Genomic DNA, 15,428 nt, shown 5'->3' with positions numbered 1-15,428 from the left:
TTTAGAAATATTGAATTGGATAATCCAAAAATTCTAGCCAATGGAGTTCAGTCTCGTAACTATGTCGGTAGTCTGGCTGGTTATGCCAAAGGCTCAATACTAAATAATATTTCAGTAAATAATATTACAGTGGAAGGGTATAGCTCTGTTGGTGGCGTCATTGGTTCTTTCAAGGATGCTATATCTGCAACGGATATAGCGGTCACTGGTACGTTGAATACCTATTCGAATACGGGGGGGATTTTTAGTTCTGCAATGGGTGTGTCTCTCGGTAGTTTATTAGTGTTAGAGAATCTAAGTTTCAATGGCACTATTTCGACAGACGACAATGCTGGAGGAGTTGCATCAATAATTCGTTTTAGCAGTCTTACTAATTGTACTATCAGTGGCGAGGTTTCTTCTTATGGTTTTAGTAATGGTGGTGTAGCTTCACTTGTAGCTGATTCAACTGTTAGCCAATGCCAAGTGCAAGCAGATGTTAAGGCTAAGCAGGAAGTAGGCAGTCCATTTACAACTACATCTTATTTCACGGGTGGATTTTTTGGGGATATGAGAAGTTCGCAATTAACTCGCTCTAGCTTCACTGGGAATATTCAATCTATAGATCGTTATGTAGGTGGAGTGACAGGTGCCATTTCGGGTAGTTCGGTTATTCAAGATATTTCTATTAGTGGAAATATTAGTGCAGATGATTGTTGTACCGGAGGAATTGTAGGTGCAGCGGTTTCTTATATCGATTACGATTTAACGTCTGTTGAAATTGATAATGTTATTGTTACAGCAACGATTAACTCGGGTACTAGTCAGTGGGCGGCAGGCATACTAGGCTCTAATTGGGCGTCTGCTGAATTGGTTGAAAGTGCATTTAACGTAACAGATACTTATTGGGATGCTGATTTAGCCAGTGGTTTGCCAGCATCAGTCAATAATATTCCTATGGGCGGTGACGGCAAGTTAACCTTCGAACTCCAATGCCCAACAGCCCCAGGTGATGTAAGTTGTGATCCAACAATCTTCGCCGATTGGGATGCTACCGTTTGGGATTTCGGTACTTCTACCGATTATCCAGTACTGCGGTAAGGTGTTTATCTAACTAAGTGCAAACTTGGTAGATGAAAAATTAAACAGGCGCTTCGGCGTCTGTTTTTTTATGTCGATTGTTTTGAGGCTTTTCTTCTGCATTAGTACGGTTGAAATAGTCTTTGTGGTAATGTTCACCAGTGCTGCCGGAACCCTATTTAGCCTCGGCGGTTATTCTCATCTTAAATAGGAATGATAATTATGAAACACACCGTATTAGCTCTTTTTATGGGCACAACATTAGCTTTGCCTGTATACGCCGACGATTCTAAACAATTAACGCCAGAGCAAGTCGAAGCGATTAAGCAAAAGCGTGATGAAATGCATCCTGAAATGAAAGGCAAAAAGGCCGAGATGGATGCTAAGAAATCAGAAATGGATAGTAAGCGCGCTGAGCTAGAAGCTCGTAAAGCAGAACGCGAATCCATGGAGAAAAAGAAAGCTGAGATGGATGGTAAGGCTGGCAAAAAAGCCGAGATAGAAAAGACAAAAGCTGAACGTGATGCAAAACGTGCTGAACTTGAAGAGCGTAAAGCTAAGCGTGAAGAAATGGATTCAAAACGTGCAGAGCTTGAAGATCGTAAGGCTAAGCGCGAAGAAATGGACGCGAAAAAGGCTGAACTTGAGGAACGTAAAGGTAAGGTCGAGGGTAAAGCCGGAATGGAAGATAAGCGCGCTGAACTTGAAGAGCGTAAGGCGAAACGCGAAGAAATGGAAACTATGGAAAAGAAGCATACTGAAGTAGAAGATCGCGCTAAAAATGAAGCTGCACCTGCAAATAAAGCAGAGAAAGAAGAAAAGAAAGAGAAAAAGTGGTGGCAGTTCGGTGAATAATGACTGAGTCATGATTCAATAAAAAAACCCGCATAATGCGGGTTTTCTATTGTTTAAAAATCGTTCAGTAATTACTGAACTTGATAATCGAACATAGAGAACCAACTCTCCGTTACGTGAGAGTCGTGCTCTGCACCATTAAAGTAGCTTTCTGCGGCTTGGTTATCTTTTAGCTGCACTTCTAAGAACGCAGTTACTAGAGTGCGGAACTTAGCTTTTTGCTCTGGGTTGCTGCTGCCGTACCAGTCAAAGTGGCTAGCACCAGTATAAATTGCCAAACCACGATCAATATTGGTTGGCAATGAAGCGTAATAAGTATCGCTGTATAAAGCGAGAGTATCGTTTTCGCTACCTAGTATTAGCATAGGCTCTTGAATATTACTGTAATTCGGATTGTTCGAACCTAACCACGGGGCCAGTGCAATCGCGCTTTTGTACCCAGTTCCTTTTTCGCCAGCTGCTAGTAATACCCCGCCTCCGCCCATCGAAAAACCCATTAGGTTGCGGTTGTCGAGGTCAATCTTGCCGTTGATCGGGCTGCTGGTACGGCTGTTTTCCGCTTCTAACATAGCAAAGCCACCGTGTTGAGCAGTTGCCCATACTGGGGGAGCGCCATACTTATTTGTTGGTGTCATGGTAATGACGACGACCCCATGGGTTGTAAGATGCTCAGACAACCATACCATTTGCTCTTTGGTATTAGTGAAACCGCCCGTTAACGTAGTCGCAGGATACGGGCCATCATTTAGATCGCAAGGGTAAGTAATACGCGCAGAAGCGTAGGTATCAGAGTCGATACCATCTTCGTATGAGCATACTTCGTAGCTACCGGGATTAGTAAGATCTTGCGCCGTTGGATCTGTTGGTTCAGTTGGAGTACTGCAACCAAAACAACCTTGAAGAAGCACTGCACATGCAATCGGTGCAATGCGGAAAGCGGTTAAATATTTCATACCTGACCCTGCTATTTTTATAATTAGTAGGTTCAGAATACGGATCTAAAGTGTGACGTCATTCGCTTTTTACTACTTTTTCTAAAGTAGTCCCATAGGGGTACATAATTGGCCATACATGACGATTAATCGCAGAGTCTCGGTGATCATTAGGTATCAAACCGGAGCAATGGCCAGTTTGATTCGATACCCTAATGAGCTATTTGCAGTTACCTCGTAAGGTTTGAACACGTTCTTGCAAATATTCTGGTGACGCATTTGAAGGCTGAACTTGGTCGCCAGCAATCAGCTCTACGCGTGACCAAAAGCGACGCGGCATGCGGGTGAGGGCAGGACTACCTTTATGGCTGAAAAAGCTGCCCCATAAACCACGCAATGCCATCGGTATAACGGGTACGGCATCACTTTCCAAAATTTTGCTTACACCATTACGGAAAGTGTCCATTTCTCCAGTGGTAGTCAGCTTTCCTTCTGGAAATATACACACGACTTGGCCATCGCGTAACTCTTCTGATATTCGCTGAAAGGCCATTTCATAGGCTTCTGGATCGGCTTTTTTTGAGTCGATTGGAATGGCTTTGCCGGTACGGAAAATAAAGTTGAGAACGGGAATATTAAAAATAGGCTTAAACATTACAAAGCGAACAGGGCGTCGACAAGCCCCGCCGATAATTAAGGCATCCATAAACGAGACATGATTACACACGAGTACACAGGGGCCTTCTTGCGGAATTTTATGCAAGTCGGTATGGGTAACACGGTAAATAGTGTGTGTGATCATCCAGATTATAAAGCGCATTGCGAACTCTGGAATGACGGTATAGATATACATAACAACGGCGGCGTTGAGCAAGGCTAGCAAGGCGAAGAACTCGGGAATGGTCCAATCAAATACACCTAGCAGTACAAAGGCGGTTGCTGCTGAAAGCACCATAAATAGAGCGTTCATAATGTTGATGGCGGCGATTGTTCGCGAGCGATGTGCTTCTTCCGAACGTTCTTGCACCATGGCGTATAACGGCACTATGTAAAAGCCGCCAAAAATACCGATCAAGGCAAAGTCAGCGATGACGCGCCAAGCACCAGCTTGGCTAATAAATGTCTGAGCGTTAATTAGCTCGGTTCCTGCCGCGAGAAGCGGATGGAAATATAAATCCAAGCCGAAAATAGTTAAGCCAATAGAGCCAAATGGCACTAGCCCGAGTTCTACTTTATGGCCAGATAAACGCTCACACAGCAGAGAGCCTAAAGCGATACCGATAGAGAAGGTGGCGAGAAGAACGGTTACTACGCTCTGATCACCGCCAAGGTTCAAACGCGTAAACCCATAGAGTTGCGTTAGGTAGGCAGCACCTAAAAACCAAAACCAAGAGATTGCCATAATGGCTAAAAAGACTGGTTTATTCGTGCGACTAAAAGCAACCGTCCGCCACGTTTCGGTAAAAGGATTGAAGTTGATTTTAATATCACTACCTAACGACGGCGCACTAGGTATTTTACGGCTCGTGATATACCCCAGTACGGCGATAGCGATAATAATAGCGCCAATAATCTCTGGGCCTTGATCGCTGATAGCGAACAGGCCCGCGGTAATCGTGCCGAGAAGAATCGCAAGGAAAGTGCCCATTTCTACCAAGGCATTGCCGCCCACTAATTCATCGGAACGCAAGTGCTGAGGAATGATGCTGTATTTCGCTGGGCCAAAGAAGGCCGACTGTGTGCCCATTAAAAATAGCAACAGCATTAAGCCCCATGTATAACCCATTAAGAAACAAGCACTGCCAAGTATCATAATGACGATTTCAAGCAACTTAACGTAACGAATTAAATGAGACTTCTCATACTTGTCAGCCAATTGTCCTGCCAGCGCAGAGAACAAAAAGAAGGGCAAAATAAAGAGGAGGGCACCAAGATTGTTCATTAAGTTAAGATCGAGCCCAGAGCTTAATAAACCGAAGGTCACCATGGCCATCAACGAATTTTTAAACACGTTGTCGTTAAATGCGCCTAAAAACTGGGTCCAGAAGAAGGGGGCAAAACGACGAGAGCCCAATAGAGCGAATTGCGAATGTTCGCGTGGGGCAAGGTTATCGAGTGGCTGTTTGTTTTGGCCTTCCATGTGCGTTCCTTTTGAAATTGCTATTAGCTAACCAGATTATCTATCTTACGTTGCTTCGTGTCAGTAGGCTTATTTGCCTAGGGTATTTGCAGTGAGGTGCAAATCAATGTGTTGAGTTTGATAGCACCAAAGTATGTGTTCTTCGGTTTCGCTGCGAAAACGCGTGTTACAGGTATGCTGGAACGGCGTTTCCATAACATTGTGTTGAATGAATTGAACGTCGCCTTTCTCATCTTGCTCTCGCCAGCAAATCATTCCAGCTTTGTCTTTATAGAACAGCAAGTCTCCTATATTCCAGCCTAATCCCGTGGTTTCTTGCACTGCAATATCGTTATTCGTGCTGATGCGTTCAATAGATGCTGAAATTGAAAAATTGTCATTATTCCATTCGATATTTTGGATGTCGGTTGGGCAATTTAACGGGTTACCACGGCGATCTGTATGCTGAAGTCGAATAATAAGTTGATAATGAAGCATGATGCGCGCACTGAATTTGAATAAGGCGACATCATATCAGTTACAGATCCGGCCACCCACCGACACTGGCGGTTATGAACCTTGGCCCAACCTGCAAACCTGCTTAAATGCTGCTCAGTGAATAACAAAAAATTAGCTTTAAGGTATTTTTATGAATCTCATTGGCAAAATTGTTCTCGTAACCGGCGCAGGCAGTGGTATTGGTCGTGAAACCGCCAAAGCCTTTGCAAAGGAAGGGGCTAAGCTCGTGCTATGTGATATCAAACCCGAAGCCGTGGCCGAAACTGCTGATCTTATTGGTAGCGCGGTGGTTCTTACTGACGTTGTTGATGTTGCAAGTAAGGATGCGATGAAAGCGTTTGCTGAGCGCGTATCTGCAGAAGTCGGCGTGGTCGATGTATTGGTGAATAATGCCGGCGTTGGCTTAGCCGGTGGTTTACTGGATGTATCGGAAGAAGACCTAGAGTGGGTGATGAACATCAATCTTTGGGGTGTCATGCACGGTTGTAAGCAGTTTGCACCACAAATGATTGAGCGCAAGCAGGGTGGGCATATCGTTAATGTCGCATCGGCTGCCGGTTACTATGCGTCTGCGGGTATGCTGGGATACAACACATCCAAATTTGCGGTATTTGGTTTTACTGAGGCGTTGCGTGAAGATATGCGTCCATTCGGTATTGGCGTTACTACCGTATGCCCAGGGGTTGTACATACCAATATTATTAATGAAACCCGTATGGCGGGGTCGGCAGATGAAGCAGGCATTCGTAATAAAATCGATAAGATTTATGCCAAACGCGGTTATGGCCCCGATAAAGTAGCTGCCGCGATTGTCAAAGCCGTGAAAAAGAATAAAGGTATATTACCGGTTACTCCGGAAGCTTGGGTGATGTACGTTATGAATCGTATTTCCCCCGTATTTTCGCATTGGCTATTTAGCAAAGTGGAGCGTGCTTCAACTCCTGAAACCGCAGGATCTTCGTTTACACATCCGCAATATAAACGCTGAGTAAAGCGCAAACAGAAAAGCGTGAAGTGCTGCCATTCTGACAGCACTTTGATTTCTTCCTGACACACTCGTTACTGCTGAATATTCAACTCGTAGCGACTCAATAATTCGTCATTCGGGCCAACGTCTTTTCGTGTGTTTTCGAAATGTTTGGCCGCTGACTTGTCATCTTTTAAATACAGATCAAACCAAGCAATCGCCATGGCTTTATAGCTTTCGTGATTGGTGGTGATTTCTGCACGATACCATTGCTGATGACGGCCATTGCGATAAACGGCCAGCGCATTATCAACTCCAGCGCTGGTCACTCGGCCGTAGATCTCCTCAATAGACTCGTTGGTTACGAGTAAGTCACGATCTCCGGCAAGAATCATGGTGGGTACTGCAACGTTTACTTTTAAGCGATCTTCAGCCTTCAAAAATGGTGCGAAGGCCGCTAATGCTTTCACGTCTTTTTGCAGTTCACTACCGGCTAGTAACGTGCCGCCACCGCCCATGGAGAAGCCCGCGATGCCGCGGCGTTCGATATCTATTTTGCCTTTTAATGGGCTGTCGATTCTGGTGTTCTCTGCAACGAGTGTTTTTTGTCCGCCAATATGAGCGGCTGTCCATTGTGGTACGTCGCCGTAAATGTCAATCGGCGACATTGCGAGTACGACGTATCCTGCATCGGCCATTGCCTCTGCCATCCACTGCAAATTGCGGTAGGTATTGTTGTAGCCGGCCGTAAGGGTAGTTGCGGGTATTGGCGCGGTTAATTCACAGGGGTAGAAGAATACGGCCTCTTTGTAAGCTTCGGTAGCGGGCATTTCATGTTGGCAAGTCTGAGCTAGAGCTTTTAATTGAATTGAACTTAGAATGATTGCTAACAGTAATGGCATGGGCAGATGCGTAAATTTGGTTTTCATACGTGTTCCACATTCTTATTGTTTTTAATGAGTTACATGAAACCTAAACGGCTTGAAGAAGAGTTGCAACTTTCTAACCACAATAAAAAAAAGCCCGCTAGTTTCCTAGCGGGCTTTTTACTTTTATTTCAGGCTAGCTGAGATAAAAGAGGGCAGTCTGATTAGGCGAGCAGTACCTGTTTAGCTGTTGGCAGCGATAATATCTCGCAATACCATCGGCAGAATGCCCTTGTGGCGAATCTGCTCAAGTTCCGATGAGGTATCCACGCGCGACACCAGCTCATGTTGTTCGGTCGAGCCGTCAGTGCGCTTGATCGTCAGTGTCACAGAACCTCGTGGCGTCAGGGTATCAATGCCCGCTAGGTCAAAGGTTTCGGAGCCATCTAAGTTCAGAGAACCCAGAGTCACGCCTTCGGGCAGTTGCAGAGGCAATACGCCCATGCCGACTAAGTTGGACTTATGAATACGCTCAAAGCTCTCGGCAATAATGGCTTTTACACCCAACAGCGCCGGGCCTTTAGCCGCCCAGTCCCGTGATGAGCCAGTACCGTACAACTTACCGCCGAAGACCACAGACGGCGTGCCTTCCTGCTGGTAGCGGGACGCGGCGTCGTAAATCGACATCTTGTTCGCTTCGCCATTGGCATCGTAGTAATTCGTCACCGCACCTGTGGTGCCCGGCAGCATCAGGTTTCTTGCTTTCACATTACCGAAGATACTGCGCAGCATGACATGGTGGTTACCGCGACGTGCGCCGAGGGAGGTCAGGTCATTGGCATCCACGCCGATCGACAACAGGTACTCTCCCGGTGCTGAATCCGGGCGGATGCGGCTCACAGGCGAGATGTGGTCAGTGGTGGTGTTGTCATCACACATCACCAGCATACGTGCGCCGCTGATGTTGTTCAGTGAATCGGCTGGTGTTTCTAGAGCGAAGCCGTCAAAGAAGGAGATTTCCTGAATGTAGCTGGACTTCTCGTCCCACTGATACACAGGGCCAGTCGGTGACTCCAGCTTCTGCCAGGTCTCCGGGCCATCGAGTGAGTTTTCGTAGGTTTCACGGAAGGCTTTCGGGTCCATGCACTCGTGCATGGTTTGCGTAATTTCCGCGTTGCTCGGCCAGATGTCCTTCAGGAACACATCATTGCCCTGAGCGTCTTTGCCCAGCGGCTCTTTGGTCACGTCGATATTCACGTTACCGGCCATCGCCATCGCAACAACTAACGGCGGTGACATCAGGAAGTTGGTATCAACATCCGGGTGTACACGGCCTTCGAAGTTACGGTTACCCGACAACACGGAAGACACAATAATGTCGTGGTCACGCAACGCGGCTTCAATGCTCGGCGCCAGTGGGCCGGAGTTACCGACACAGGTCGTACAGCCGTAACCTGCGGTGTTAAAACCGAGGGCATCAAGATGCTCCTGCAGTCCGGCTTTGGTGAGGAAGTCAGTCGCTACCGGTGAGCCTGGAGCAAAAGAGGTTTTTACGCCGTCCGGCACTTTCATGCCCAGTTCGTTGGCTTTCTTCGCCAGCAGGCCAGCGGCAATCAACAGACCCGGGTTGGAGGTGTTGGTGCAGGCGGTAATCGCGGCAATCACAATGGCACCGTCTTTCAGCGTGCGCTCTGGCAGCGACTGGAAGATACCGGCTTCGTCCGCCTTAGTCGGCGTTACTGTGACTTCTTCTGGTGTGCGAGAGCCTGCAGTAGCAGCTTGTTGGAATACCTTGCCGATATCGCCCAGCGGCAGTCTGTCCTGTGGTTTTTTCGGTCCGGCGACAGACGGTTCGACGGTAGACAGATCCAGATGCAGCAGGTCAGTGTAGCGCGGCAGTTTTTGGCCAGATTTCCACGCCATGTTCTGCGCCTGATAGTAGGCCAGTGGCAGGTCGCCGTCGCGGCCGGTCGCTTTCATATAGTCGGCGGCGATTTCATCAAACGGGAAGAAGCCCATGGTCGCGCCGTATTCCGGTGACATATTGGCGATGGTCGCACGATCTGGCAGAGATAGGTTAGCGCTGCCTTCACCCACGTATTCAACGAATTTACCGACAACACCGCGCGGGTACTTACGCAGCATTTCGGTGATGGTTAATACCAAGTCAGTTGCGGTCACGCCTTCTTTCAGTGCGCCCGTTAGCTCAACACCAATCACTTCAGGTGCCAGCATCTGCATTGGCTGGCCCAGCATAGATGCACCGGCCTCAATACCGCCGACACCCCAGCCAACAATACCCAGCGCATTGGCCATAGGCGTGTGACTGTCCATACCGATCAGAGTATCCGGGATCATTAGCTTGTCTTGTTTCCCATCTCCCTGTTCTAAGTACCCCTGAGCCAGATACTCCAGGTTCACCTGATGCACGATGCCTGTTTGCGGCGGAATAATTCGAATAGTGTTAAACGCCTGCGCACCCCATTTAAGGAAGCCATAACGCTCTTTGTTACGCTCGGCTTCCAACTCGCCATTAATGCGCAGCGAAGCAGGGCTGCCGGTGTTATCCATGGTGACCGTATGGTCGATCACCAGATCAGCCCGCACCAGAGGTTCAATGATCGCAGGGTCCAATCCCATACGCTGTACCGCTGAGCGCATCGCTGCGAAATCGACGATGGCAGGCGTACCACTCAGATCGTGCATGATCACACGACCAGCAGTGAACGGAATTTCTACCGGCTCTTGTCCCTGATGCGCTGGCCAGTTACCCAGTGCTTGAAGCTGCTCAACGGTAATGCCGTTTTTGCCGACATTACGGGCGATACCTTCAAGGATTGGGCGCAGAGAAAAGGGCAGTTCATCCAGATTGATGCCTAACTGTTTGGCGGTTTCTGGCAGGCTGTGAAAACGATGAGACGTGCCTGGCAGAGTCTTAATAGAGCTTGAAGGGTCAAATTTGCTGATGGATGTCATGCTGGATTCCTAGAGAATACAGAGATTGGCGAGGCTTTAAGATGGTCAGCAATTTTAGCGGTTCGATGGGGTAAATCAAGGTTGGTGAGCGCCGGTTCGGCTGGATTGTATACAATCTTGCGAAATTCAAGCTTTAGCTTGCTGTGTTATTGGGTGTCGTGGGAGCAGTGTTGCGCCTCATCAGTAGCGCTATGAGCCGTAAATCTCATATTTTCGGCTCATAAATGAGCGATATTTGAGCCGTAAAGGCAAGCTTTGCGGCTCAAGATAATTTTCTGGATGAGCCGGGAGGGTGAGGTCGCCTTGATACGAACGTCAGCCGAAGAACGTGTTAGAGAGGGGACTCCAGTAATAGCACAAGTAGCGGCTTAGTTGGTCACATTGTGCTCTGCATTGTTAGACATCAAGGCTTCGTGACCGTACCTACCCCCGCAATTTTTACATCAAATCCTCGTTGAGAAAGACTTTCAAATGCCTTGGAAAGGTTCACTTTACTAAAAAATGGTAAATTATCCTTCAAGGTTGATGAATCTTCGCCAAGTATTACAAATACAACTTCTACACCATCACTTTTGAAGTTATCTAGCGGGATAGTGTCCTGTAATCCATTACTCACGCGTTTAAGAACTTTTCTAGTCTCTTTTCTAAACTCTTTATCACCCAACAATATTTCTGCTGACACACTACCTTGCGCAAATAAGTGACTTAAACCAGCCGAACCACCTTTTCGGTGCTTGACATGAATATACTGCTTGTTTGCAGTCATTAGGTCACAAAGCTCAATGGATGTTGTCGTTCTGTTGCTTTTGATTAATTTTTTATCCAAAAGGTAATAAGAATGAACATTGGCAGCCCTTATATTGTAGTCACCTTCGGTCTCAATCTTATCTTTTGTCTTACCATCAGCAACTTCAGTCCATGTATAAACTTCAGGGAATGGCAAGCTAGATATAGGTATTTGTGAAAGCGTCTTGTTTACTCTAGTCATAAAGTCAGTAGCGATTTCGTACCATGCCCCAGCGAACAGCACATATACTTTGTCGCTTGTTTTATGCTCAAAGTAAATTGATTTATATATTTGGTGTTCTGTTTCATTCTCATGGATATCGTATACAAATAGCCGGTCTCTCCTTATTGACTCAACAGATACAGCTGTAAGATCAAGATTTGCATAATAGTCTTTAGTTTCAATCGTAGGGTTTATATTGTTTTTGGAGCGCGTAAAGCTAAAGCCCCAAATAGAGTCCCAATCAGCCAACTCAGGGATAGTGACACATATATTAGGGCTTTTAGCTTTCAAAGCAGTAACAAGATGATCATCTAGATTCGAAATTTCAGAAGATTCCTTAATCTTCCTGATGTTATCTACCCATGAAAATTCACCTTTGTAAGAGTCATTGTTGTAATAGCTAGAAAGCGTTGAGATTAAATTACTAATTTCATCGATGTTTAATTCTATACCAAAAGAAAATACAGAATCACCTCCTGAGATATTCTTTAAGTTGACACTTGATTTAGGTGAACCTGTTACTGCCCTCAGTACATCTTTCGAAATATCAATCCCAAAGACACCGACATCTGACTCTCTCGCTGCTTGAGATTTTTTTTGTACAGCTTGATCATCTAAAGTAAGAAGATCAACACTTCTCAAGCTATCGTGCTTTAAGGTGTTCAGCGCTGTTTTAATTCCAAAATCATGTACTAAATACTTAGTATCTAAGAGATAACGACCATGCCCGAAAGTAAAAGCCATTGTGTTGTCGGGAGCTTTAATAATTAGTAACGCAGAACTAGATCTATTCGATAGTTCATCCAAACCTACACCCGTAACTTCTTCAGTAAACGTAGCCCACTTAGGCTTTTTCTCCTCTGGAATTTTTACGAATAGACGCCCGTCTAGATCATGTTGAGTATCAATGTCGTAGGAATTTACTTGTGCAGAACTCTTTAGGAACTCGCTGACGTCCAGGTCTTTATATTCATCTTTTACGAGAAATGAATTTAGAAAGAGGTACGGATTTTTTTTATCACCATCCATTGCGGAATGCTCCATGTTTGATACTTAACGAATAAAGCTGGGGCGCGAAGCATCCCCTAACCTTTAATTGTTATATTTTCTGCTGCAATTTGTTGAACTCTAAAAGCTCTTTTCTATGCTCAACACTTAAAAAATCAATAAATATAACCATGAATTGCTGGTACATCGTCCATATTGATGACTTGAAATAGTCAACTAATTCAATAACCTTAAACTCATGTTCACATTCGCCGTAACATAGTTTCTTTATCTGAAGCTTACCATCAATAACTTCAAATGATCCCGACTCTCTAATTAATCCAAAGTTTGGATGCGTCCATTTTGATTTCTTTTGATAAAGTTCATTCAAAAGGTACTCATGCTTTTTTGCATTTGCTTCATATACGATTGAAGCGTAATGCTCTGCGATAGCTTTTCTACATTTTGAATGTCCAGGAGCAACTGAAGTACGGAACCATTTTTTTAAGTCGGTATGATCTCCACTTTGAGCACGAATTTTAAAGTATTGAGCGACATCCAAAGTTTCATCTACCTCCCTAATAATAGATCCGGCATACCAGTACCCCTTCGATAGCAACTCAATAGCTCCTTTCAGCAAACCGATAGCTCTCGATAAAAGCATGTAAGATGCAAACTCCCAGGTTTCATTGCTTAATTCGTTAAATACATTCTTATAGTCTTTATGGATTTCTTCTATTCGGTCAGCCCATTGCCGATAAACCTTTAGCATTGCCTGCCTCGATTTGTACAACTGGTCTTTTTCTTCACCAGTAAAAACATGAAGCTTATGTTTATTTTCAATCTGTATTGAGTTGAGTAATGCCTTGTAATAGTCACTTTTAGAGGAGCAAGTCGTGATATACGACTGCGGCACCGATAGCACACCTCGATGATTTTTTAGAATCTTTGGCTTGTCTTCCCTTATCCATTTTTCCATCTGAGATTCTAACACTCCAAGTGAAGTAGCAGCGTCTCCGATAGGAACAGGAATATCAGTTTTTGCCACGAACCCTCCTAGAAATATAACAGTATATTCGTGAGCGTTTTGACGCTCCGCTTCCTTTCGATGTTTCGAGCATAACTCCCCGTTACCACTATTAAAAGTGCCTGAGGCGACGCCTTTTGCCAGTGTGGAAGCGTACGTGCTCGTTTACAGACTCGTGTCGTCTTACATTTGGGCATCTAATAGGGAGCTCACTCGAACTTAAAATGCACTAAAGAATGAGTGTTTTATGCGGGGTGGGGGCAGTCAAACCCTGTAAGACACAAAAAAACCGGCTCCTCTTTCGAGTGCCGGTTTTTTATTTGTTTAACCCGCTGCCTTAACGCGAAGGTCAGGGCAGTGGGCTGATCGCCTCAAAAACTGTTAATTAAACAGCTTTCAAAGGGATCGCTGGACGAGCCAGGTCTTTAGAAGGTGGAGCGAAGCTAGTTAGGTTAATACCGTAAACCGCTGCTTTGTACTCATCCAGAGTCGGGAAGCGACCCAGAATAGTAGACAGAACAACCATTGGGGTAGAACCCAGCAGAGACTCACCTTTCTTCTCGGCGCTGTCTTCTACTACACGGCCTTGGAAAAGGCGGGTAGAGGTCGCAAGAACAGTATCACCGGCTTCTGCTTTCTCTTGGTTACCCATACACAGGTTACACCCTGGGCGCTCTAGGTACATGATGTTTTCGTACTTAGTACGGGCCGCTTCTTTTGGATTGTTGTCATCAAAAGTGAAGCCAGCGTACTTAGATAGAGTGTCCCAATCGCCTTCAGCTTTCAGCTCATCAACGATGTTGTACGTTGGTGGCGCAACAACCAGTGGCGCTTTGAACGTGATAGGTCCGTTCTTCTCTAGGTTGCGCAGCATGGCGGCGATGATCTGCATGTCACCTTTGTGAACCATACAAGAACCAACGAAGCCCAGATCAACTTTACGACCGTTGTAGTAAGAAGCTGGACGGATCACGTCGTGAGTGTAACGCTTAGATACGTCTTCGTTGTTTACGTCTGGGTCAGCGATCATTGGTTCGTCGATCACGTCTAGGTCTACAACCACTTCAGCGTAGTACTTAGCGTTGTCATCCGGAGCCAGGGCTGGCTCTTCACCAGACTTGATGCCGGCAATACGCTTGTCAGCTAGGTCGATCAGGCCTTGTAGCATGCCCGCTTCGTTGTCCATGCCTTTGTTGATCATGATCTGGATACGAGACTTAGCAAGCTCTAGAGACTGAACTAGGGTGTCGTCAGTAGAGATACAGATAGACGCTTTCGCCTTCATCTCTGCAGTCCAGTCGGTGAAGGTGAAGGCTTGGTCAGCCAGCAGCGTACCGATCTGTACTTCGATTACACGACCTTGGAATACGTTTTCGCCACTGAATTGCTTCAGCATTTGTGCTTGAGTGGCGTGTACGATGTCACGGAAGTCCATGTGAGGCTTCATAGCACCTTTAAAGGTTACTTTTACAGACTCAGGGATTGGCATGGCTGATTCGCCCGTCGCCAGTGCGATAGCAACGGTACCGGAGTCCGCACCGAATGCTACGCCTTTAGACATACGAGTGTGCGAGTCACCACCGATGATGATTGCGCGGTCGTCCACAGTAATGTCGTTCAGTACTTTGTGGATTACGTCAGTCATTGAGTGGTAAACGCCTTTCGGGTCACGTGCAGTGATTACACCGAATGCGTTCATGAATGCCATTAGCTTAGGCGTGTTGGCCTTAGCTTTGTTGTCCCATACAGACGCTGTGTGACAACCAGATTGGAATGCACCATCAACGCTTGGCGAGATGGTCGCCGCCGCCATGGATTCCAGTTCCTGACAGGTCATTGGGCCAGTCGTGTCCTGAGAACCCACGATGTTCACTTTAACGCGCACGTCAGAACCGGCGTGCAGAGGCGTCTTGGACTTAACGCCTACCGCGTTACGGTTGAAGATTTTTTCAACCGCAGTCAGGCCCTGGCCTTCGTGAGAGATTTCTTTAGATGAGGCGTAAACACCCGGTGCTTCAATGCCCAGAGTTTCAGCCGCGAAGGTTTGCAGTTTCTTACCGAAGGTTACCGCGTAAGAACCGCCGGCTTTCATGAATTCAACTTTCTGTGGAG

At 46.2% G+C, this 15,428-nt stretch carries 10 protein-coding genes and 1 pseudogene; 3 read left to right on the top strand and 8 right to left on the bottom strand.

Features of this window, described 5'->3' with window-relative positions:
- Window positions 1-1,080 (top strand): annotated as a pseudogene (locus UXZ23_RS07860) (hypothetical protein); the annotation flags it as partial.
- A 201-nt stretch (window positions 1,081-1,281) separates the two neighbouring features.
- Entirely contained in the window at window positions 1,282-1,914 is a 633-nt protein-coding gene (locus tag UXZ23_RS07855) for a hypothetical protein (RefSeq protein ID WP_320820052.1), read from the top strand.
- A 71-nt stretch (window positions 1,915-1,985) separates the two neighbouring features.
- Here the strand turns inward: UXZ23_RS07855 and UXZ23_RS07850 are convergent, their stop codons facing one another.
- The 3 genes from UXZ23_RS07850 to UXZ23_RS07840 form a co-directional block, all read right to left on the bottom strand.
- Window positions 1,986-2,867 carry a hypothetical protein gene (locus tag UXZ23_RS07850; RefSeq protein ID WP_320820051.1) on the bottom strand — a complete coding sequence of 294 codons (882 nt, stop codon included), beginning with the start codon at window positions 2,865-2,867 and terminating at the stop codon, window positions 1,986-1,988.
- Window positions 2,868-3,066: 199 nt separating this feature from the next.
- On the bottom strand, window positions 3,067-4,986 hold the full coding sequence (locus UXZ23_RS07845; protein ID WP_320820050.1) for an MFS transporter: 1,920 nt from the start codon (window positions 4,984-4,986) through the stop codon (window positions 3,067-3,069).
- Between the two features lie 69 nt (window positions 4,987-5,055).
- Window positions 5,056-5,463: a hypothetical protein gene (locus tag UXZ23_RS07840; protein WP_320820049.1), complete on the bottom strand. Its 408-nt coding sequence runs from the start codon at window positions 5,461-5,463 to the stop codon at window positions 5,056-5,058.
- Between the two features lie 151 nt (window positions 5,464-5,614).
- On the opposite strand from UXZ23_RS07840, the gene UXZ23_RS07835 reads away from it, so the two are divergent.
- Complete coding sequence (locus tag UXZ23_RS07835) at window positions 5,615-6,472, top strand: SDR family NAD(P)-dependent oxidoreductase (RefSeq protein WP_320820048.1); 858 nt, start codon at window positions 5,615-5,617, stop codon at window positions 6,470-6,472.
- A gap of 71 nt (window positions 6,473-6,543) precedes the next feature.
- On the opposite strand, the gene UXZ23_RS07830 is transcribed toward UXZ23_RS07835, so the two are convergent.
- From UXZ23_RS07830 to UXZ23_RS07810, 5 genes are all read right to left on the bottom strand, one after another.
- Window positions 6,544-7,380, bottom strand: coding sequence for a dienelactone hydrolase family protein (locus UXZ23_RS07830; protein ID WP_320820047.1), 837 nt, complete (start codon window positions 7,378-7,380; stop codon window positions 6,544-6,546).
- Window positions 7,381-7,560: 180 nt separating this feature from the next.
- Window positions 7,561-10,293, bottom strand: coding sequence for an aconitate hydratase AcnA (gene acnA, locus UXZ23_RS07825; RefSeq protein WP_320820046.1), 2,733 nt, complete (start codon window positions 10,291-10,293; stop codon window positions 7,561-7,563).
- Window positions 10,294-10,696: 403 nt separating this feature from the next.
- Complete coding sequence (locus UXZ23_RS07820) at window positions 10,697-12,331, bottom strand: TIGR04141 family sporadically distributed protein (protein ID WP_320820045.1); 1,635 nt, start codon at window positions 12,329-12,331, stop codon at window positions 10,697-10,699.
- A 70-nt stretch (window positions 12,332-12,401) separates the two neighbouring features.
- The gene (locus tag UXZ23_RS07815) at window positions 12,402-13,337 is read right to left on the bottom strand and encodes a hypothetical protein (protein ID WP_320820044.1); all 936 of its coding nucleotides are present in this window, start codon (window positions 13,335-13,337) and stop codon (window positions 12,402-12,404) included.
- Between the two features lie 364 nt (window positions 13,338-13,701).
- Window positions 13,702-15,428, bottom strand: a 1,727-nt coding sequence (locus UXZ23_RS07810) for an aconitase family protein (RefSeq protein ID WP_320820043.1), incomplete at its 5' end; no start/stop codon positions are given.

This window comes from Thalassolituus sp. (assembly GCF_034111725.1).
In the GTDB taxonomy this organism is placed as follows: domain Bacteria; phylum Pseudomonadota; class Gammaproteobacteria; order Pseudomonadales; family Oceanobacteraceae; genus Thalassolituus.
This window is presented reverse-complemented; position numbering and strand designations above follow the sequence as displayed.

Coding starts and splice junctions, on each gene's coding strand:
- UXZ23_RS07855 (WP_320820052.1), top strand. CDS start 1,282: ATGAAACACACCGTATTAGCTCTTTTTATGGGCACAACATTAGCTTTG.
- UXZ23_RS07850 (WP_320820051.1), bottom strand. CDS start 2,867: ATGAAATATTTAACCGCTTTCCGCATTGCACCGATTGCATGTGCAGTG.
- UXZ23_RS07845 (WP_320820050.1), bottom strand. CDS start 4,986: ATGGAAGGCCAAAACAAACAGCCACTCGATAACCTTGCCCCACGCGAA.
- UXZ23_RS07840 (WP_320820049.1), bottom strand. CDS start 5,463: ATGCTTCATTATCAACTTATTATTCGACTTCAGCATACAGATCGCCGT.
- UXZ23_RS07835 (WP_320820048.1), top strand. CDS start 5,615: ATGAATCTCATTGGCAAAATTGTTCTCGTAACCGGCGCAGGCAGTGGT.
- UXZ23_RS07830 (WP_320820047.1), bottom strand. CDS start 7,380: ATGAAAACCAAATTTACGCATCTGCCCATGCCATTACTGTTAGCAATC.
- acnA (WP_320820046.1), bottom strand. CDS start 10,293: ATGACATCCATCAGCAAATTTGACCCTTCAAGCTCTATTAAGACTCTG.
- UXZ23_RS07820 (WP_320820045.1), bottom strand. CDS start 12,331: ATGGATGGTGATAAAAAAAATCCGTACCTCTTTCTAAATTCATTTCTC.